At 72.4% G+C, this 18,940-nt stretch carries 18 protein-coding genes and 1 pseudogene; 13 read left to right on the top strand and 6 right to left on the bottom strand.

From position 1 onward, the window contains the following. Positions 1-2 precede the first annotated feature (2 nt). Positions 3-941 carry a serine hydrolase gene (locus DC008_RS06060; protein WP_108706044.1) on the bottom strand — a complete coding sequence of 313 codons (939 nt, stop codon included), beginning with the start codon at positions 939-941 and terminating at the stop codon, positions 3-5. A gap of 149 nt (positions 942-1,090) precedes the next feature. On the opposite strand from DC008_RS06060, the gene DC008_RS06055 reads away from it, so the two are divergent. Further along, positions 1,091-1,819, top strand: coding sequence for an SseB family protein (locus DC008_RS06055; protein ID WP_108710582.1), 729 nt, complete (start codon positions 1,091-1,093; stop codon positions 1,817-1,819). A gap of 10 nt (positions 1,820-1,829) precedes the next feature. Here DC008_RS06055 and DC008_RS06050 read toward each other — a convergent pair whose 3' ends face one another. Beyond that, positions 1,830-2,207, bottom strand: a complete 378-nt coding sequence (locus DC008_RS06050; RefSeq protein WP_055622915.1) for a DUF1844 domain-containing protein — start codon at positions 2,205-2,207, stop codon at positions 1,830-1,832. 351 nt (positions 2,208-2,558) lie between these two features. Here DC008_RS06050 and infC point away from each other — a divergent pair. From infC to DC008_RS05995, 10 genes and pseudogenes are all read left to right on the top strand, one after another. Continuing rightward, positions 2,559-3,240 (top strand): annotated as a pseudogene (gene infC, locus DC008_RS06040) (translation initiation factor IF-3). Positions 3,241-3,349: 109 nt separating this feature from the next. Then, on the top strand, positions 3,350-3,544 hold the full coding sequence (gene rpmI, locus DC008_RS06035; protein WP_004933563.1) for a 50S ribosomal protein L35: 195 nt from the start codon (positions 3,350-3,352) through the stop codon (positions 3,542-3,544). Between the two features lie 103 nt (positions 3,545-3,647). Continuing rightward, positions 3,648-4,031, top strand: coding sequence for a 50S ribosomal protein L20 (gene rplT, locus DC008_RS06030; RefSeq protein WP_006141703.1), 384 nt, complete (start codon positions 3,648-3,650; stop codon positions 4,029-4,031). Positions 4,032-4,155: 124 nt separating this feature from the next. Next, positions 4,156-5,004, top strand: coding sequence for a TrmH family RNA methyltransferase (locus DC008_RS06025; protein WP_108706043.1), 849 nt, complete (start codon positions 4,156-4,158; stop codon positions 5,002-5,004). 52 nt (positions 5,005-5,056) lie between these two features. After that, positions 5,057-6,181 carry a sensor histidine kinase gene (locus DC008_RS06020; RefSeq protein WP_108706042.1) on the top strand — a complete coding sequence of 375 codons (1,125 nt, stop codon included), beginning with the start codon at positions 5,057-5,059 and terminating at the stop codon, positions 6,179-6,181. A 145-nt stretch (positions 6,182-6,326) separates the two neighbouring features. Further along, the gene (gene pheS / locus DC008_RS06015) at positions 6,327-7,448 is read left to right on the top strand and encodes a phenylalanine--tRNA ligase subunit alpha (RefSeq protein WP_108706041.1); all 1,122 of its coding nucleotides are present in this window, start codon (positions 6,327-6,329) and stop codon (positions 7,446-7,448) included. Then, on the top strand, positions 7,448-9,961 hold the full coding sequence (gene pheT / locus DC008_RS06010) for a phenylalanine--tRNA ligase subunit beta (protein ID WP_108706040.1): 2,514 nt from the start codon (positions 7,448-7,450) through the stop codon (positions 9,959-9,961). The genes pheS and pheT overlap by 1 nt, the downstream gene beginning before the upstream one ends. Positions 9,962-10,126: 165 nt before the next feature. Next, positions 10,127-11,170, top strand: a complete 1,044-nt coding sequence (locus tag DC008_RS06005) for a PP2C family protein-serine/threonine phosphatase (RefSeq protein ID WP_108706039.1) — start codon at positions 10,127-10,129, stop codon at positions 11,168-11,170. A gap of 259 nt (positions 11,171-11,429) precedes the next feature. Beyond that, the gene (locus DC008_RS06000) at positions 11,430-12,770 is read left to right on the top strand and encodes an NsdA family TPR-like regulatory protein (protein WP_108706038.1); all 1,341 of its coding nucleotides are present in this window, start codon (positions 11,430-11,432) and stop codon (positions 12,768-12,770) included. A gap of 75 nt (positions 12,771-12,845) precedes the next feature. Then, complete coding sequence (locus DC008_RS05995) at positions 12,846-13,409, top strand: NUDIX hydrolase (protein ID WP_055622923.1); 564 nt, start codon at positions 12,846-12,848, stop codon at positions 13,407-13,409. 7 nt (positions 13,410-13,416) lie between these two features. On the opposite strand, the gene DC008_RS05990 is transcribed toward DC008_RS05995, so the two are convergent. Both DC008_RS05990 and DC008_RS05985 read right to left on the bottom strand, forming a co-directional pair. After that, entirely contained in the window at positions 13,417-13,674 is a 258-nt protein-coding gene (locus tag DC008_RS05990; protein WP_055622924.1) for a hypothetical protein, read from the bottom strand. Between the two features lie 192 nt (positions 13,675-13,866). After that, positions 13,867-14,739, bottom strand: coding sequence for a 3-hydroxybutyryl-CoA dehydrogenase (locus tag DC008_RS05985; protein ID WP_164492268.1), 873 nt, complete (start codon positions 14,737-14,739; stop codon positions 13,867-13,869). A 200-nt stretch (positions 14,740-14,939) separates the two neighbouring features. On the opposite strand from DC008_RS05985, the gene DC008_RS05980 reads away from it, so the two are divergent. After that, the gene (locus DC008_RS05980) at positions 14,940-16,202 is read left to right on the top strand and encodes a glycoside hydrolase family 10-like protein (protein ID WP_208645815.1); all 1,263 of its coding nucleotides are present in this window, start codon (positions 14,940-14,942) and stop codon (positions 16,200-16,202) included. A gap of 37 nt (positions 16,203-16,239) precedes the next feature. Here the strand turns inward: DC008_RS05980 and DC008_RS05975 are convergent, their stop codons facing one another. Together DC008_RS05975 and DC008_RS05970 are read right to left on the bottom strand one after the other, a co-directional pair. Further along, positions 16,240-16,443 (bottom strand): DUF1918 domain-containing protein, encoded by a 204-nt coding sequence (locus DC008_RS05975; protein ID WP_108706037.1) that lies wholly within the window; start codon positions 16,441-16,443, stop codon positions 16,240-16,242. A gap of 95 nt (positions 16,444-16,538) precedes the next feature. Next, complete coding sequence (locus DC008_RS05970) at positions 16,539-17,465, bottom strand: DMT family transporter (RefSeq protein WP_108706036.1); 927 nt, start codon at positions 17,463-17,465, stop codon at positions 16,539-16,541. Here DC008_RS05970 and DC008_RS05965 point away from each other — a divergent pair. Then, positions 17,464-18,906 carry an aminotransferase-like domain-containing protein gene (locus DC008_RS05965; RefSeq protein WP_108706035.1) on the top strand — a complete coding sequence of 481 codons (1,443 nt, stop codon included), beginning with the start codon at positions 17,464-17,466 and terminating at the stop codon, positions 18,904-18,906. The genes DC008_RS05970 and DC008_RS05965 overlap by 2 nt on opposite strands. The last annotated feature ends 34 nt before the right edge of the window (positions 18,907-18,940 follow it).

Genomic DNA, 18,940 nt, shown 5'->3' with positions numbered 1-18,940 from the left:
CCTCACCCCGAGGACGCGTCGTCCCCGGAGAACACCGACACCGCGGCCACCGCCGCCGCCTCCACCACCGAGATCCCGCGCGCCTGGGTCGTATGGCCGTCCGACAGCACGGCGACCGGCAGTTCGCGTCCCCGGGACGTCACCCGCCCGACGCTGTTGACGTCCCACAGGCCCGTGGCCGTACGCGGCAACCAGCCGTTCTTCAGCGCCCACCCGGAGCCGTCGGCGGCCGCCGACACCCCCCAGTGCTGCCCCTGCGCGATCCGGCCCATCAGCGTGCGTACATACGCCCGCGACGCCGCGTCCAGCTCCGACTCCTCCCCGAACACCTGGCGCAGCAGCCGCAGCCGGTCGGCGGCCGTGGTGCGGGTCAGGCCCCACAGCATCCCGGCGCCGCCCTCCGTGTCCGTGAGGCCGAACCGCTCGTTCGCCGCGTCCAGCCCGGCCGCCGCGCCGATCGCCCGCCACAGCCGGGACGCGGCGGCGTTGTCGCTGTGCTCGATCATCGCGGCGGCGTCCGCCCGCTCCGTGGGCGTCAGCCCTCGTCCCGCGTCCTGGGCGCGCAGCAGCAGTGCCGCCAGGATGTCGACCTTGACGACACTCGCCGTGTCGAAGGAGCCCTCCCCGAACGTGGCGCTCTCCCCGGACGCAAGGTCCAGCACGCCCACCGACACCCGGGCCCCGTCCGGGACGTCGACCTCCCGCATCGCCCGCGCCAGCAGCGCGTCGCGGTCCACCGTCGGCCGTGCCACACGTTCCACCGAAGCCTCCTCACCCGCCGGCGGCGAGGCGGACCCGGACGCCGGCGCGGACGCCGACGATACGGGCCCGGCCGCACGGTGCGCCCGGGATGTCCCGTGGACCGTGCCGCCCAGGACGACGGCGGCGGCGAGGGCGCCGCACAGCAGCGGACGGGCACGGCGGCGTGGGGGAGACTCCATGGCCGCGATCGTGGGCGCCCCACCTGAGCGGTCCGTTAGCCGGAGGTGAAAGCCGTGTCAGAAATGGGGGACGAGGCGGGCCGTGCGTCACATCGGGGTTTCCGGGGCCGCACAAGCGCAGCAGGATCCCCCCGATAGGGTCGGTGACCGTGGCGAACAAGAACATTCCCGACTCACCCTTCTCCGACGACGACGGCACCGCCGACCCCCGGCTGAGCGCCGCGCTCGCCGCCTGGGCCGAGGACCGCACCGCCGAGGGCCCGGTCCTCGAGGCACTCAGGGACGCCCGGCTGCTGGTGCCCGTCGTGGCCGTGCTCGGCGAGGTGGAGGAGGACGAGAAGGGGCTGCGCCGCGAGAAGACCAGCGACATGGCCGTCCCCACCCTCAAGGCCGGGAACCGCACCGCGCTGCCCGCCTTCACCTCCACCGAGTCCCTCGCCCGCTGGGACCCGGCGGCCCGCCCGGTCGCGGTCCCGCTGCGCTCGGCCCTGGAGGCCGCCGCGCACGAGAAGGCGGACACGATCGTCCTGGACCTGGCCGGACCCGTGCCCTACGAGCTGACGGGACGCTCCCTGCTGGCGGTGGCGGAGGGCCGTACGACCACGGACCCGCTGGCCGACCCGGCCGTACGGGAGGCCGTACGGGCCGTCGTGGCCGCCGAGCCCGCCGTCCTGCGCGCCCATCTCGGGCCGGGCCGGGCCGACGGCACCCTGGCCCTCGTCATCGACGCCGCCGAGCCCGCGGAGGCGGCGCGGTCGGTCGCCCAGCGGCTCGCGGCCGACGAGACACTGAGGGCCCGCCTGGTGCGCGGCCTCGACCTGGCACTGCTGCCGGCCGGGACCACGCCTCCGGGCGAGCCCCTGTACGTACGCGATTGAGCAGAAGGATCTAGCCGTAGACGGGGCCGGTGTACTTCTCGCCCGGTCCCTGGCCCGGCTCGTCCGGCACCACGGACGCCTCGCGGAAGGCGAGCTGCAGCGACTTCAGGCCGTCGCGCAGCGGGGCGGCGTGGAAGGAGCTGATCTCGGTCGTGCTCGCGTCCAGCAGGCCGGCGAGGGCGTGGATCAGCTTGCGGGCCTCGTCGAGGTCCTTGTACTTGTCGCCCTCCTCGGTCAGACCGAGCTTCACGGCGGCCGCGCTCATCAGGTTGACCGCGACGGTCACGATGACCTCGACCGCCGGCACCTCGGCGATGTCGCGGGTCATGGCGTCGAAGTCGGTGGAGCCGGAGGTCTCGGGGCTGTCCGAGGGGGAGGTGTCACTCATGCCCCACACGATAGGCCCCGCGCGTGCGGGGCCCTGGTGCGGGCCGGTTAGCGCCGCCCCGGGGATCCTGCTAGCCTTGTGTAACGACCGGCTGGAGACCTCTGTCGCCAGCCCACAAGTGGAGGCTCCGATCTCCCACCTGACCGTCCCCCGGGACGGCGGGTCACCCCGGTCAGGCGGCCACCATCGTTCCGTACGGACGATGGAGTCGCCCGAATCGCGCCCCGCGGCATCGCGGCGGTGCTCCGGAAGTGCTTGGAGCCCCGCCTGTGATCGTCCGGGGCATTTTTTGTGCTTCGGCGCGGTTAGGTCTGTCTAGAAGAGACATACGCGGCTGTCCGCCAGACCGCCGTGTGGTGCTAACCGAGGAGGATCCATCAGCGCCGAGCCCCGCATCAACGACCGGATTCGCGTTCCCGAGGTGCGACTTGTCGGTCCCAGTGGCGAGCAGGTGGGCATCGTCCCGCTGGCCAAGGCACTGGAGCTTGCGCAGGAGTACGACCTGGACCTGGTCGAGGTCGCGGCGAACGCCCGTCCGCCCGTGTGCAAGCTCATGGACTACGGGAAGTTCAAGTACGAGTCGGCCATGAAGGCCCGTGAGGCGCGCAAGAACCAGGCGCACACGGTCATCAAGGAGATGAAGCTCCGGCCGAAGATCGACCCGCACGACTATGACACCAAGAAGGGTCACGTCGTCCGGTTCCTCAAGCAGGGCGACAAGGTCAAGATCACGATCATGTTCCGTGGTCGCGAGCAGTCCCGGCCCGAGCTGGGCTACCGACTGCTGCAGCGTCTCGCGGAGGACGTCCAGGACCTCGGTTTCGTCGAGTCGAACCCGAAGCAGGACGGCCGAAACATGATCATGGTTCTCGGTCCGCACAAGAAGAAGACCGAGGCGATGGCCGAGGCCCGCCAGGCGCAGGAAGCCCGCAAGGCAGAAGCGAAGGCCAACCCCGGCAAGTCGCAGAACGCCGCGGACACCGAGAACGGCGTGGAGTCCGAGGCTCCTGCCGAGGCCTCCGCCGAGGCGTGATCCCGGGGGACACCGTCCCCAGGACATAACCGACAAACGAGCGACGCTCCACCGTGCCCGGTTTCACGACCGGGCACCGGAGCGCCACCCACGAGGAGAGAACGGCGCTATGCCGAAGAACAAGTCGCACAGCGGTGCCAGCAAGCGCTTCAAGGTCACCGGCTCCGGCAAGGTGCTCCGTGAGCGCGCCGGCAAGCGCCACCTGCTCGAGCACAAGTCGTCCCGTGTGACGCGTCGCCTCACCGGCAACGCCGAGATGGCCCCGGGCGACGCCGCGAAGATCAAGAAGCTTCTCGGCAAGTGACGTCCGCGGCGCTCCGCACGAGCGCCGTGCGTCTGGACCGGGACCCCATCGATTCCGGGCCGTGTGAGTCCAACCGCGGCCCCGCTACAAGGAGTTAAACAAAGTGGCACGCGTCAAGCGGGCAGTCAACGCCCACAAGAAGCGCCGGGCGATCCTCGAGCAGGCCTCCGGCTACCGCGGTCAGCGTTCGCGTCTGTACCGCAAGGCCAAGGAGCAGGTCACCCACTCGCTGGTCTACAACTACAACGACCGCAAGAAGCGCAAGGGTGACTTCCGCCAGCTGTGGATCCAGCGCATCAACGCCGCTGCCCGCGCGAACGGCATCACGTACAACCGCTTCATCCAGGGTCTGAAGGCCGCCAACGTCGAGGTGGACCGCAAGATCCTGGCCGAGCTGGCCGTCAACGACGCCAACGCTTTCGCCGCGCTCGTCGAGGTCGCCCAGAAGGCGCTCCCGAGCGACGTCAACGCGCCGAAGGCCGCGTGACGCCGCGCTGGCTCTGAGCCGACGTGACTGGACCCGCAGGCTGTGACGCCTGCGGGTCCTTTCTTTGGCCGGTGGCGCGGTTCCCCGCACCCGGCGTCGACTACTTGTGAAGGTGAAGAAACGCATGCGCCCCGCCGCCCCCGAGCTGATCTCCCCCCGTTCGCAGCGTGTGCTCGCCGCCCGGCGCCTGGCGAAGCGGAACTTCCGGGGCAAGGAGCGGCTGTTCCTGGCCGAGGGGCCGCAGGCCGTGCGGGAGGCCGCCGCCCACGGGGAGACCCTCGTCGAACTGTTCGCCACCGTCGAGGCGGCCGAGCGGTACGCCGACATCATCGGCGAGGCCCGGACCGCCGGCGCCCGGGTGCACCTCGCCGACGAGCAGGTGATCGCCGACATCTCCACCACCGTGACGCCGCAGGGGCTCGTCGGGGTCTGCAGGTTCGTCGACACCCCCTTCGAGGACATCCTCGCCGCCCGCCCCAAGCTGGTCGCCGTCCTCGCCCATGTCCGCGACCCCGGGAACGCCGGGACCGTGCTGCGCTGCGCCGACGCCGCGGGCGCCGAGGCCGTCGTCCTCACCGACGCCTCCGTCGACCTCTACAACCCCAAGGCCGTACGGGCCTCCGTGGGCTCCCTGTTCCATCTGCCGGTCGCCGTCGGCGTCCCCGTGGAACGGGCCGTGGCCGGCCTCAAGGACGCCGGGGTGCGGGTCCTCGCCGCCGACGGCGCTGGCGACCACGACCTCGACGCCGAGCTGGACGGGGACACCATGGGCGGGCCCACCGCCTGGGTGTTCGGCAACGAGGCCTGGGGGCTCCCGGAGGAGACCCGCGCGCTGGCGGACGCCGTCGTGCGCGTCCCCATCCACGGAAAGGCCGAGAGCCTGAACCTCGCCACCGCCGCCGCCGTATGTCTCTACGCGTCGGCCCGTGCACAGCGCGCCTCCGGAGGGTGCCGCTCCGTCACCGACAGCTAGTAAGGTGACCAGCTCGGGGCCCCTCAGCCGTCGTGAGAGGTGGGGTACGGGGATGAGTGTCGGCACGAGCAGCGCACCGGGGGCACATCAGGTGCGACGGCCGTCCGAGGACACCGCCTGCCACGGCATCGACCCCGACGATCTGCCCGACGGCCTCGTCGTGGCCGACGAGCACGGGCACGTGATCTGCTTCAACGCCGCCGCCGAGCGCATCACCGCCGTCCCCGCAGCCGGCGCCCTCGGCCGGCGCCTGGAGACCGCACTGCCCCTGGAGGACCTCGAGGGCCGGCGCTGGTGGCAGCTGACCGACCCCTACGGCGGCCTCGCCATCCGCCGCGGCCAGCCCGAGCGCAACCTCCTGCTGCCGGGCGGCCGCGAGGTGCTGGTCGCCGTGCGCTACGTCCGCGCCGAACCGACCGGGCCCGTGCGCCGGGTGGTCGTCTCGCTGCGCGACACCGAGGCCCGCCGCCGCACCGAGCGCAGCCACGCCGAGCTGATCGCCACCGTCGCGCACGAGCTGCGCTCGCCGCTCACCTCCGTCAAGGGCTTCACCGCGACGCTGCTCGCCAAGTGGGAACGCTTCACCGACGACCAGAAGCGGCTGATGCTGGAGACCGTCGACGCCGACGCCGACCGGGTCACCCGGCTCATCGCCGAGCTCCTCGACATCTCGCGGATCGACAGCGGCCGGCTGGAGGTGCGGCGCCAGCCCGTCGACATCGGCGCGGCCGTCGGACGGCACATCCAGGCGTACGTCGCCGCCGGGCAGCCCGCCGACCGGTTCCTGCTGCGCGTCGAGCAGCCGCTGCCCGCCCTGTGGGCCGACCCCGACAAGATCGACCAGGTGCTGAGCAACCTCATCGAAAATGCGGTGCGGCACGGCGACGGAACGGTCACCATTGACATCACGGCCTCGCCGTCCCCCCGCGAGGGAGAGGACACCGGCACGTCGGTCACCGTGAGCGACGAAGGCCCCGGCATCCCGGAGGAGTCCATGAACCGCGTCTTCACCCGCTTCTGGCGGGGCAGCAAGCGCGGCGGCACCGGCCTCGGGCTCTACATCGTCAAGGGCATCGTCGAAGCCCACGGCGGCACCATCACGGTCGGGCGCGCCCCCGGGGGCGGCGCGCTGTTCCGATTTACGTTGCCCGTGGCGGCACCGGCGTACCTCACCTGAGAGCCGGACCGGGCCCCACGGGCGCATTCGCTCACCTCAACCCCGTTAGACTCGGCCTTTGGCACCTTTGTGTCCCCACACCGAGACGAGATGTCCGCGAGTCGGTACGGGGCCATCCGCCAGCCAACCGGAAGCACGGGAAGAGATGTCGGCACCGAACAAGTCGTACGACCCTGTCGAGGTCGAGGCACTGAAACCAGAAGCCATCGAGCGCATGCGGGACGAGGCGCTCGCCGCCTTCGCCGCCGCGGACTCCCTCGACGCGCTCCAGGAGGCCAAGACCGCCCACACCGGCGGCACCTCCCCGCTGGCCCTCGCCAACCGCGAGATCGGCGCCCTGCCGCCGCACGCCAAGGCCGACGCCGGCAAGCGTGTGGGCCAGGCCCGCGGCGCCGTGAACAAGGCGCTCGCCGCCCGCCAGGCCGAGCTGGAGGCCGAGCGCGACCAGCGCGTGCTGGTCGAGGAGGCCGTGGACGTCACGCTGCCCCACGACCGCGTGCCGGCCGGCGCCCGCCACCCGCTCACCACCCTGTCCGAGCGCATCGAGGACATCTTCGTGGCCATGGGCTACGAGGTCGCCGAGGGCCCGCAGGTCGAGGCCGAGTGGTTCAACTTCGACGCGCTGAACATCGGCCCGGACCACCCGGCCCGCGGCGAGGCCGACACCTTCTTCGTGCAGGGTCCCGACGGTGGCGCGGACTCCGGTGTCGTGCTGCGCACCCACACCTCGCCCGTGCAGATCCGCTCGCTGCTCGACCGCGAGCTGCCGGTGTACGTGATCTGCCCCGGCCGCGTGTACCGCACGGACGAGCTGGACGCCACGCACACCCCGGTCTTCCATCAGGTCGAGCTGCTCGCGGTGGACGAGGGCCTGACCATGTCGGACCTCAAGGGCACCCTGGACCACATGGTCCAGTCGCTGTTCGGCGAGGGCATGAAGACGCGGCTGCGGCCGAACTTCTTCCCCTTCACGGAGCCGAGCGCCGAGATGGACATGCTCTGCTACGTCTGCAAGGGCGAGTCCGTCGGCAACCCCGACCGGCCCTGCCGCACCTGCTCGTCCGAGGGCTGGATCGAGCTGGGCGGCTGCGGCATGGTCAACCCGCGGGTGCTCACCGCCTGCGGCGTCGACCCGGAGAAGTACAGCGGCTTCGCCTTCGGGTTCGGCATCGAGCGGATGCTGATGTTCCGCCACAACGTCGAGGACATGCGAGACATGGTCGAGGGTGACGTCCGGTTCACCCGGCCGTTCGGGATGGAGATCTGATGCGGGTCCCGCTTTCTTGGCTGCGGGAGTACGTCGACCTGCCGGCCACCGAGACCGGCCGCGACGTGCAGGCCAAGCTCATTTCGGCCGGCCTGGAGGTCGAGACCGTCGAACAGCTCGGCGCCGACCTCAAGGGCCCGCTGGTCGTCGGCCAGGTGCTGACCATCGAGGAGCTGGAGGGCTTCAAGAAGCCGATCCGCTTCTGCACCGTCGACGTCGGCCAGGCCAACGGCACCGGTGAGCCGCAGGAGATCGTCTGCGGCGCCCGCAACTTCTCCGTCGGCGACAAGGTCGTCGTGGTCCTGCCCGGCGCCACCCTGCCCGGCGGCTTCTCCATCAGCGCCCGCAAGACCTACGGCAAGACGTCCCACGGCATGATCTGCTCCAGCGACGAGCTGGGCATGGGCGACGACGGCACCCACGGCATCATCGTGCTGCCGCCGGAGACCGAGGTCGGCAAGGACGCCATCGAGCTGCTCGAACTGGTCGACGAGGTCCTGGACATCGCCGTCACCGCCAACCGCGGCGACTGCCTGTCCATCCGCGGCGTCGCCCGCGAGACCGCCATCGCCTACGGCCTGCCGCTGCGCGACCCGGCCCTGCTCGACGTGCCCGGCCCGAACGCCTTCGGCTACCCGGTGCAGGTCTCGGACCCGCTCGGCTGCGACCGCTTCACCGCCCGTACGGTGACCGGCCTCAGCCCCGAGGCGCGCTCGCCGATCTGGCTCCAGCGCCGGCTGCAGAAGGTCGGCATGCGCCCGATCTCGCTCGCCGTCGACATCACCAACTACGTGATGATGGAGCTCGGTCAGCCGCTGCACGCCTACGACCGCAGCCGCGTCCAGGGCACCATCGGCGTGCGCCGGGCCGAGGAGGGCGAGAAGCTCGTCACCCTCGACGGCGTCGAGCGCAAGCTCCACGCCGAGGACCTGGTCATCACCGACGAGCGCGGCCCCATCGGCCTCGCCGGCGTCATGGGCGGCGCCAACACCGAGATCGCGGATCACGAGGACCTGGAGAACGCGACCTCCGACATCGTCATCGAGGCCGCCCACTTCGACCAGGTGTCGATCGCCCGTACGGCCCGCCGCCACAAGCTGTCCTCCGAGGCGTCCCGGCGCTTCGAGCGCGGCGTCGACCCGGCCGCCGCCGCGGCCGCCGCGCAGCGCACCGTCGACCTGCTGGTGCTGCTCGCCGGCGGCACCGCCGAGGCCGGTGTCACCGAGGTCGTCACGCCGTCCGCGCCGCACACCATCACGACGCCGGCCGACCACCCCGACAAGGTCGCGGGCGTCGAGTACGGCCGGGAGACCGTCGTACGGCGGCTGCAGCAGATCGGCTGCGACGTGTACGGGCAGGACGAGCTGATCGTCACCGTGCCGTCCTGGCGGCCCGACCTGCTGGAGCCGAACGACCTCGCCGAGGAGGTCATCCGGCTGGAGGGCTACGAGAACCTGCCCTCCACCCTGCCGAAGCCGCCGTCCGGCCGCGGTCTCACCGCCCGCCAGCGGCTGCACCGCCGCGTCGGCCGCGCGCTGGCCGGCACCGGCTACGTCGAGGCGCCGAACTACCCGTTCGTCAGCGAGCAGATCTTCGACCAGCTCGGCCTGGACGCCGACGACCCGGCCCGCCGTGTCGTCAAGCTCGTCAACCCGCTCAACGACGAGGAGCCCGCGCTGCGCACGTCGCTGCTGCCGGGTCTGCTCGCCGCGCTGCGGCGCAACGACGGACGCGGCACGCACGACCTCGCGCTGTTCGAGACCGGCCTGGTCTTCCAGCCGCGCGAGGAGCGGGCAGCCGCCGGGCACCTGCCCGTGGACCGGCGCCCGACCGACGAGGAACTGGCCGCGCTCGACGCCGTGCTGCCCGATCAGCCCCGGCACGTGGCCGCAGTCCTCGCCGGTGCCCGCGAGCAGGCCGGCTGGTGGGGCCCCGGGCGTCCCGCCGGATGGGCCGACGCCGTCGAGGCGGCCCGGCTCGTCGCCCGTGAGGCGCGGGCCGCGCTGACGGTCCGCGCCGGGCAGTACGGGCCGTGGCACCCCGGCCGCTGCGCCGAACTGGTCATCACCGTGGACGGGTCGGAGCGGGTCGTCGGGCACGCCGGTGAACTGCACCCGCGGGTCCTGAAGGCCCTGCACCTGCCCGCGCGGACCTGCGCGATGGAGCTGGACCTGGACGCGCTGGAGCAGGTCGGCGACGACACGCCCCAGGCGCCGAGCATCTCCACCTTCCCCGTCGCCACGCAGGACGTCGCCCTCGTCGTCGACAAGCCGGTCCCGGCCGCCGAGGTCGAGGCCGCGCTGCGCGAGGGCGCGGGTGAACTGCTGGAGGCCATCCGGCTGTTCGACGTGTACGAGAACGAGGAGCAGCTCGGCGACGGCAGGAAGTCGCTGGCGTACGCCCTGCGGTTCCGCGCCGCGGACCGGACGCTGACGGTGGACGAGGCATCGGCCGCGAGGGACGCCGCGGTGGCCCTCGCGGGCGAGCGGACCGGAGCCGTGCTGCGCGGCTGACGGCTCCGCGCGCCCCCGGAGAGGCGCCCGGAAGTCACCTCACTCGATAGGGTGACTTCCCTGGGCGATCTCGACCTACCGGGGCATCTGCCGACAGAATCGGACCGGCCTTTCGAGGCCGGTCCGATTCTGCGTCGTCAGGGCCTTTCCTGGGGGGCCATCGGCATGTTCCGCATCACGGCTCGGGTTCCCCGCAAGGCACTGGCGATCGGGACGCCCACGGCCTGGGGCGCCACGGTGCTCGCCTACCAACTGACCTGTCCGCTCGCGCAACGCGAAGGCGTCTGCGCCCGTGTCGTCTCCGGTGCCCTGCTCCTCGCCGTGGGCGCCGGCCTCCTCCTCCACACGCGGCGCACCCTGCTGCGCGAGCTGCGGCGGGCCCGGACGGTCGCCGGTGCCGCGCAGAGCGTGCTGCTGCGCCCGCCGCCCGCCCGTGTCGACGGCGTGCGGATCGCCGCCGCCCAGCTGTCCGCCGACCGGGGCGCCCGGGTCGGCGGCGACCTGTACGAGGTCGTCGCCACCGAGTACGGACTCCGGGTGCTCATCGGGGACGTCCGCGGCCATGGCATCGGCGCCCTCGGCACCGTCGCGGCGGTCCTCGGCAGCTTCCGCGAGGCGGCGCACGACGAGCCCGAACTCGGCGGGGTGCTGCGCCGGCTCGACCGGGCCCTGGCCCGGCACCTGGGCGAGCGGGGCGCCCACGACGACTCCGCGGAGGACTTCGTCACCGCGCTGCTCCTGGAGATCGCCCCGGACGGCGGGATCACCGCCCTCAACTGCGGGCATCCCTGGCCCTTTCTGCTGTGCGACGGCGGCGTCGAGCCCCTGGCGCGGGCCGATCCGCTGCCGCCGGTCGGCCCGTTCCCGCTGCCGGTCGATCTGACCCCCCTGCGGTGCGGTGTGTTCCTGCCGGGCGACGTGCTCGTCCTCCACACCGACGGCGTCGAGGACGCCCGGGACCCCGCCGGCCGGTTCTTTCCGCTCCGGGCGACCATGGCCGCACTGGTGGACCGACTCCCGGCCGCACCCGAGACCACCCTGCGCCTCCTCTTCTCCGCCCTGCTGCGGCACACCAGAGGCCGCCCGGCGGACGACGTCGCCCTCGTCGTCCTGCGCAACGACCGTGCGCGGGTGACCTGCGGACCCCTGGCGGCACAGGCCTCCGACCAGGGCGGCGCCGCGCCCGGCACCCGGCCGTCCGCCGGCTGACCCGCCCGGTCGTCGGCGGCGCCGTCCGCCCCGCCACGGAGTGTCGGGCAGGCAGCCGGGCGGACGGCGCGGAAGCGGGCCGCCGCACTGTACGAGGGGGAGCCGGCGGCCCGGCCGGCCTCTTGCGAGGCATTTCAGTCAACCGGCAGGACACTCTCCGCGACAGCGCGCGCACCCTACGGATTCGCGCACTCCGTTCACACCCCGTGTGAACCGGTTCGCACTACTCTGTCGGCACCGAGGCACCCGGGGGGCATCCATGCAGCCCAACACTCTGCTCGACGCGATCCTCGACGAGGCGGGGATCTCGCACGCGGGGCTTGCCGCACATGTGAACCAGGCGGGACGGGCGCGCGGGCTCGCACTGAGATACGAACACACCGCCGTCGCCCGGTGGTTGAAGGGACAGCGGCCACGCGGCCAGGTCCCCGACCTGATCTGCGAGGTGCTCGCCGCCCGGCTGCACCGCACCGTCACCCTCGACGACATCGGGCTCGGGGTGCCGGGCGAGCAGTCGTCCCCGCACACCACCTCGCTGTCCGGCTTCGTGGAGCGGGCCACCGCCCTGTGGCGCTCCGACGAGCAGCAGCGCCCGCACATCCTGGGTGCCCCCGCGGTCACCGGCACGCCCGCCGTCATGCCCGTGTGGGAGTGGGAGAACCCGCCCGAGGACGTCGACGTCTCACGCGGCGGCCGGCACCGGGTCACCGCCGCCGACATCGAGATGCTGCGGTCCGCGCGCGCCCACTACGAGCAGATGTACCGCAAGGCGGGCGGCATGGCGACCCGCACCCGGATCGTCGGCTTCCTCAACGCGGAGGCCGCCCCGCTGCTGCGCGGCAGCTACACCGACGCGACGGGGCGTCAGCTGCACCGCGCCACCGGCGGGTTGGTGGCCATCGCGGGGATCTGCGCGTACGACTCGGACGCGCACGGGCTGGCGCAGCGCTACTTCCACCAGGCGTTGCGGCTAGCGAAGGCCAGCGGGGACCGGGGACTCGGCGCCTATGTGATCGCGCTGCTCGTCAACCAGGCGCTGTTCATGCGGGAGTTCCGGCAGGCGGTCGCCTTCGCCGAGGCCGCGCTGCGGGCCGCCGGCAAGCACATCACCCCGGCGCTCGCCTCGGATCTGTACGCGATGCAGGCGAAGGCGTACGCCCATCTCGGTGACGGAACCAGCGCGCTGTCCTGCATCCGGCGTGCCGAGGAGGCCGCCGAACGCATCCGGCGCGGCTACGAACCCGACGAGACCGGCTATGTCCAGCCGGGCCTCGTCAACGTCCAGGTGGCGGAGGCTCTGCTGAGCCTCGGGGAGGTCGCGGCCGCGCGCGAGCACGCCGCGGCGGCCGTGGACAACCCTGCGCACGACCGGGGCCGGGTGCACCGGCTGGCCATGCTCAGCACGATCGAACTGCGTCAGGGCAACGCGGACAACGCGGTGGCCATCGCCGTGCAGATGGCCGAACAGGCGCGGGGAATGGAGTCCCAGCGGCTGCGCGACAGACTGCGGGCGGTGCGCGAGAACCTGGTGCGCAGTGGTTGCGCGGGGACCGCCGAGGCGGCCGCGCTGATCGACGGAGCACTGCGCGTACCGCTCTAGACGCTTCTCCGCTCTCCGACAACTACGGCTCGCTGCTGCGATATTGCCACTTACTCGACGGAAGGTGGCAGAACCGTGCAGTGGACGAAACAGAACGAACAAACTGTGTATGAAAACCGCTGGTTCACCGTCAATCTGGCAGACGTGGAACTGCCCGACGGCCGGCACCTGGACCACTTCCTGATACGGCTGCGGCCGGTCGCCGTGGCCACCGTGGTCAACGAGGCCAACGAGGTCCTCCTGCTCTGGCGCCACCGCTTCATCACCGACAGCTGGGGGTGGGAACTCGCGGCGGGCGTCGTGGAGGACGGCGAGGACATCGCCGGCGCCGCCGCCCGCGAACTGGAGGAGGAGACCGGCTGGCGGCCGGGACCCCTGCACCACCTGATGAGCGTGGAGCCGTCCAACGGGCTCACCGACGCCCGGCACCACATCTACTGGGCCGAGGAGGGCGAGTACGTCGGGCATCCGGTGGACGACTTCGAGTCGGACCGCCGGGAGTGGGTCCCCCTCAAGCTCGTTCCCGACATGGTCGCCCGAGGGGAGGTCCCGGCCGCCAACATGGCGGCCGCGTTACTGCTGCTGCACCATCTCCGGCTGGGACAGGACGTCCTCGGCCGGCGCGCGGGCCTGCCCTAGGACGCCCTCAGCGTCCGACGGCCTGCCAGATCGCCACGATCAGCGCGCCCACGGCGACGAGGGCGGCGACCGCGGGCAGCGGCCAGCGCGCGTGTTCCAGCGTCGTGATCCGGGAGTCGAGCTCGTCGAGTTCCTTGGCGCTCTCCTCGGTCCGGTGCGTCAGCAGAGTCAGCCCGCCCTCCACACGGGCGTAGGCGACGTCGAGCCGGCGTCGTAACTCTGCGAGTTCTCCCTGAACGGCGGGATGCTCGGGATCGGCGGTCACGTCTCCGCTCCTTTCCGTAGTCGTCTTCAATCCCTGGCATGCGCAGCAAAGTGAACTCGCCTGGTGGACGCGTGGGGAGCGTGTGCGAACGGCATATGCGGGCCCGGCGCGCACACCGGGTGCGAACGCCGCGAGCCCGGCACCTTTTCGGTGCCGGGCTCGCGCGTGCGGCCGGAATCTGACCGTCGGTAATCAGCCGTAGGCGTAGAAGCCCGAGCCGGTCTTGCGGCCCAGGCGACCCGCGTCGACCATCCGCTGCAGCAGCGGGGGAGCGGCGTACAGGGGCTCCTTGTACTCGTCGTACATGCTCTGCGCCACGGACGCGACCGTGTCCAGACCGATCAGGTCGGAGAGCTTCAGCGGGCCCATCGGGTGGGCGCAGCCCATCTCCATGCCGTTGTCGATGTCCTCACGGCTGGCGATGCCCGTCTCGAACATCCGGATCGCCGAGAGCAGATACGGGATGAGAAGGGCGTTCACCACGAAGCCCGAACGGTCCTGGGCGCGAATGGCGTGCTTGCCCAGCAGCTTCTCGGCGAAGTGCTGGGCGCGGGCGATCGTCCCCTCGGAGGTGGTGAGCGCGGGGATCAGCTCGACCAGCTTCTGCACCGGCGCCGGGTTGAAGAAGTGGACGCCGATCACCTGGTCCGGGCGCGAGGTCGCCACGGCCAGCTTCACCAGCGGGATCGAGGAGGTGTTGGAGGCGAGGATCGCGTCGGGCCGGGTCACGACCTGGTCGAGCACCTGGAAGATCTCCGTCTTCACCTGCTCGTTCTCGACGACGGCCTCGATCACCAGGTCCCGGTCGGCGAACTCGCCGAGGTCGGTGGTGAAGGACAGCCGCGCCACGGTGGCGTCCCGCTCCTCCTCGCTGATCTTGCCGCGCTCGGCGGCCTTGGCCAGGGAGTTGAGCAGCCGGGTCCGGCCGATCTCCAGGGCCTCGCCGGTGGTCTCGGCGACCTTCACGTCCAGCCCGGAGCGGGCGCAGACCTCGGCGATGCCCGCCCCCATCTGGCCGCAGCCCACGACACCGACGCGTGCAATATCTCCGGAGATGCCGGTCACATCGTCCCCTTCGCTGATCCACGACTGCGGCAGGCCCGCCGTTGTTCGGCGCCTGCTCCAAAAGGGCACGTTACCTTCGGCGCAGCTTGATCGATCGTTCGGGTGCCTCATGAAAGGCTGACGCCGGACCGGTCCTGTTCATCCGGATCTGTTCTGTAAACGAGGGTTCTTGACCGCGTCACACGGGAGGTACGGAGACGATGCTGCACCGGAAGTCACCGCTGTCACGACGGGCGTTCACGGTCACCGCCCTGTCGGCGCTCATGGCGTCGGGGAGCGCCCTGACGGCGGGGACCGCCGCGGCGGGCGGGACCGACCGTGACCGACGCCACGCGTCAAGAGAGATGCGCGGTATGTGGCTGGCGACCGTGGCGAACCGCGACTGGCCCTCGAAGACGGGGCTGAGCGCACGGCAGCAGCGCGCCGAACTCCTCACCCACCTGGACACGGCGGTCGAGCGCCGCCTCAACACGGTGGTCTTCCAGGTGCGCCCCACCGCGGACGCCCTGTGGCCGTCCCCGCACGAGCCCTGGTCGCAGGTCCTCACCGGCACCCAGGGCCGCGACCCCGGCTGGGACCCGCTGGACACGGCCGTCACCGAGGCCCACAAGCGGGGACTCCACCTGCACGCGTGGTTCAACCCGTACCGCATCGCCAACCACGGCGACCTCGGCCGGCTCGTCGCCGCCCACCCCGCCCGGCAGAACCCCGACTGGGTGGTGCCGTACGGCGGCCGGCTGTACTACAACCCCGGGCTGCCGGAGGTGCGGGCCTTCGTACAGAAGGCGATGCTCGACGCCGTCGAACGGTACGCGGTCGACGGCGTCCACTTCGACGACTACTTCTACCCGTACCCGGTCGCCGGCCAGTCCTTCGACGACGACGACGCCTACGACACGTACGGCGGCGCGTTCCCCGTCCGGGCCGCGTGGCGGCGCGACAACATCGACCGGCTGATCCGGGAGATGGCCGCGGGCATCAAGCGGATCAGGCCCACCGCGCAGTTCGGCGTCAGCCCGTTCGGGGTGTGGCGCAACGCGGCCACCGACTCCCGAGGCTCCGACACCCGGGCGGGCGTGCAGACGTACGACGATCTGCACGCGGACACCCGCACCTGGGTGCGCGAGGGGTGGATCGACTACATCTGCCCGCAGCTGTACTGGAACATCGGGCTGGCCGCCGCCGACTACGCCACGCTCGTGCCGTGGTGGGCCGCGGTGGCGAAGGGCAGCAGGACACGGCTGTACGTCGGGGAGGCGCTGTACAAGGCGGGGGACCCGGCGCAGCCCGCCGCCTGGCAGGACCCGGCCGAGCTGTCACGGCATCTGACGCTCGCGAAGAAGCACCCGGAGGTGCGCGGGCACGTCTTCTTCGCCGCCAAGGACGTGGCGGTGGACCGGATCGGGGCCGTCGACCGGGTGGTCGCGGACCACTACCGGCAGCCCGTGCCGCCCCCGGTCTGACCGGCCCGGCGGGCTCACGCCGGGCCGGTGGACGCGATCAGCGGGACATCTCCTCGTGACGGCGGTGACGGATCTCGGTGTCGGGGCCGGGGGAGCACACACCCTCGTGCCCGTCCTCGAAGCGGACGCGGTACGGAGGATTGCCCTCCTGGCCCAGGATCTCGACGATCTCGCCGACCTTGTCGTGTTGCCCGACCACCCTGCCGTGCTGGACAAGCTGGTCGCCCACGGTTGCGCGCATAGGTTGGGCCTCCTCAGCAGATGCGGGAGCAGCGGTCCGTGGCCTTGAGTCTACGGCGCCAGGCAGGCCCGGGAGGCGGGTCGTCTCCGACCCGTTCAGCCACGTGCCCGCTGGGTCACGGCGATGCAGACGAGCACCGCCGCGGCCGTGAGGGGGGCGGCCACCGTCAGGTGCTCGCCCAGCAGGAGCACCGACCACACCAGTGTGAGCAGGGGCTGGGCCAGCTGCAACTGGCTGGCCTTCGGGATGCCGATGGCGGCCATGCCCCGGTACCAGACGACCAGCCCGAGCAGCTGCGAACCGGCGGCCACCCACAGCAGCCCGGTCACACCGTGCCCGTTCCACTGCACGGGCTCGTACGCCAGCGCGATCGCGGCGGCGGGCAGGCCCAGCGGCAGGCACAGCACCAGCGCCCAGCCGGTCACCTGCCAGCCCGGCATGGTCCGGGCGAGGCGCCCGCCCTCGGTGTAGCCGGCCGCGCACACCAGCAGCGCCGCGAACAGGTACAGGTCGGCGGTGGTGAGGGCGCCGCCGCTCTGCTGGACGGTGAAGGCGACCACGGCCGCGGCGCCCGCGAGCGCCGCCAGCCAGAAGGTGCGCGACGGCCGGGTGCCCACCCGCAGCGCGGAGAACAGCGCCGTCGTCAGGGGCAGCAGTCCGACGACCACGGCGGCGTGCGCGGTGGTCGACGTCTGCAGCGCCAGCGTCGTCAGCAGCGGGAAACCGAGGACCACGCCCGCGGCCACCACCGCGAGCCCCGCCCAGTGCCGGCGATCGGGCAGCGGCACGCGCAGTGCCAGCAGGAAGCCGCCCGCGATCAGCGCGGCCAGCACACTGCGCACGGCCACCAGCGACCACGGGCCGAACCCCTCGAGACCCCACGCGGTCGCCGGGAAGGTCAGGGAGAAGGCCGCGACCCCGAGGCCGGCCTGGAGCGTGCCGCGCACGGCCGGGCGGGCCGGGGCGGCGGAACCGCTGACTGCTATCGGGTTCGGCGCGGTAGCGCTATTCTCGGTCCTCATGCAAGAGCGTAGCAGTGGGGCGGACCTGGCGAATCAGTTGCGAAGAGAACTGGACCGCTACTCTCCTGGTGGAAAGCTCCCGTCGAGCAGGGCGCTCGTGGAGCGGTTCCGGGTGAGCCCGGTGACCGTGTCCAGGGCCCTCGCTCAGCTCGCCGCCGAAGGACTCGTGGTCACCCGGCCCGGCGCCGGCGCCTTCCGCGCCGACCGCCCCGCCCGAGCCGCCGCCACCGGGGACACCTCATGGCAGGAGGTGACGCTCAGCGCCGACAGCGCGAGCGAACTCGTACCGCGCTCGGTGGACGCCTCCGGCGTGCTGGTGTCGCTGGCCGCCCCCTCGCACGGCGTCATCGAGTTCAACGGCGGCTATCTGCACCCCTCGCTCCAGCCCGAGCGCGCGATGGCCGCCGCCCTGTCCCGGGCCGGCCGGCGGCCCGGCGCCTGGGGACGGCCGCCCATGGAGGGGCTGCCCGAACTGCGCGACTGGTTCGCGCGCGGCATCGGCGGGCCCGGCGGCCCGGTCACCGCCGCCGAGGTGCTGATCACCGCCGGCGGCCAGTCCGCCCTGACGACCGCGCTGAAGGCACTCGCGCCCCCGGGAGCCCCCGTGCTGGTCGAGTCGCCCACCTACCCCGGCATGCTGGCGATCGCCCGCGCCGCCGGTCTGCGTCCGGTCCCGGTGCCGGTCGACGCCGACGGCGTACGGCCCGCCCTGCTCGCGGACGCCTTCAAGGCCACCGGCGCCCGCGTGTTCGTCTGCCAGCCCCTGTTCCAGAACCCGACCGGCGCACTGCTCGCCCCCGAGCGGCGCGGCGAGGTGCTGCGCATCGCCCGCGAGGCCGGCGCCTTCGTCGTCGAGGACGACTTCGTACGGCGGCTGGTGCACGAGGACGCCGGGCCGCTGCCGCGCCCGCTGGCCGCCGACGATCCCGACGGGGTCGTCGTCCATGTGTGCTCGCTGACCAAGGCGACCTCGCCGAGCTTCCGGGTGGGCGCGCTCGCCGCCCGTGGCCCGGTACTGGAGCGGCTGCGCGCGATCCAGGTCGTCGACAGCTTCTTCGTGCCGCGCCCCCTGCAGGAGGCGGCGGTGGAACTGGTCGGCTCGCCCGCCTGGCCCCGGCATCTGCGGGCCGTCTCCGCCGAGCTGAAGGCCCGCCGGGACACCATGACCGCCGCCCTGCGCCTGACCCTGCCCGAACTCGCCCTCCCACACATCCCGTCCGGCGGCTACCACCTGTGGCTGCGCCTGCCCGACGGCACCGACGAGGCCGCCCTGACCACGGCCGCCCTGCGCGCCGGTGTCGCGCTCACCCCGGGCCGCCCGTACTTCAGCGCCGAACCCCCGGCCGCGCACGTCCGGTCGAGCTTCGCGGCGGTGGCGGGCGCGGCGGAGATCACCGAGGGCGTACGGCGGCTGCGGGCGGCCTGCGACGAGGTGCTGTGACGGCGGCGCGGCGGCCCGATCCCACTTGATGAAA

It is taken from the genome of Streptomyces nigra (assembly GCF_003074055.1).
GTDB lineage: Bacteria > Actinomycetota > Actinomycetes > Streptomycetales > Streptomycetaceae > Streptomyces > Streptomyces nigra.
This window is presented reverse-complemented; position numbering and strand designations above follow the sequence as displayed.

Coding starts and splice junctions, on each gene's coding strand:
- DC008_RS06060 (WP_108706044.1), bottom strand. CDS start 941: ATGGAGTCTCCCCCACGCCGCCGTGCCCGTCCGCTGCTGTGCGGCGCC.
- DC008_RS06050 (WP_055622915.1), bottom strand. CDS start 2,207: ATGAGTGACACCTCCCCCTCGGACAGCCCCGAGACCTCCGGCTCCACC.
- rpmI (WP_004933563.1), top strand. CDS start 3,350: ATGCCGAAGAACAAGTCGCACAGCGGTGCCAGCAAGCGCTTCAAGGTC.
- DC008_RS06025 (WP_108706043.1), top strand. CDS start 4,156: ATGCGCCCCGCCGCCCCCGAGCTGATCTCCCCCCGTTCGCAGCGTGTG.
- DC008_RS06020 (WP_108706042.1), top strand. CDS start 5,057: ATGAGTGTCGGCACGAGCAGCGCACCGGGGGCACATCAGGTGCGACGG.
- pheS (WP_108706041.1), top strand. CDS start 6,327: ATGTCGGCACCGAACAAGTCGTACGACCCTGTCGAGGTCGAGGCACTG.
- pheT (WP_108706040.1), top strand. CDS start 7,448: ATGCGGGTCCCGCTTTCTTGGCTGCGGGAGTACGTCGACCTGCCGGCC.
- DC008_RS06005 (WP_108706039.1), top strand. CDS start 10,127: ATGTTCCGCATCACGGCTCGGGTTCCCCGCAAGGCACTGGCGATCGGG.
- DC008_RS06000 (WP_108706038.1), top strand. CDS start 11,430: ATGCAGCCCAACACTCTGCTCGACGCGATCCTCGACGAGGCGGGGATC.
- DC008_RS05980 (WP_208645815.1), top strand. CDS start 14,940: ATGCTGCACCGGAAGTCACCGCTGTCACGACGGGCGTTCACGGTCACC.
- DC008_RS05975 (WP_108706037.1), bottom strand. CDS start 16,443: ATGCGCGCAACCGTGGGCGACCAGCTTGTCCAGCACGGCAGGGTGGTC.
- DC008_RS05965 (WP_108706035.1), top strand. CDS start 17,464: ATGCAAGAGCGTAGCAGTGGGGCGGACCTGGCGAATCAGTTGCGAAGA.
- DC008_RS05970 (WP_108706036.1), bottom strand. CDS start 17,465: ATGAGGACCGAGAATAGCGCTACCGCGCCGAACCCGATAGCAGTCAGC.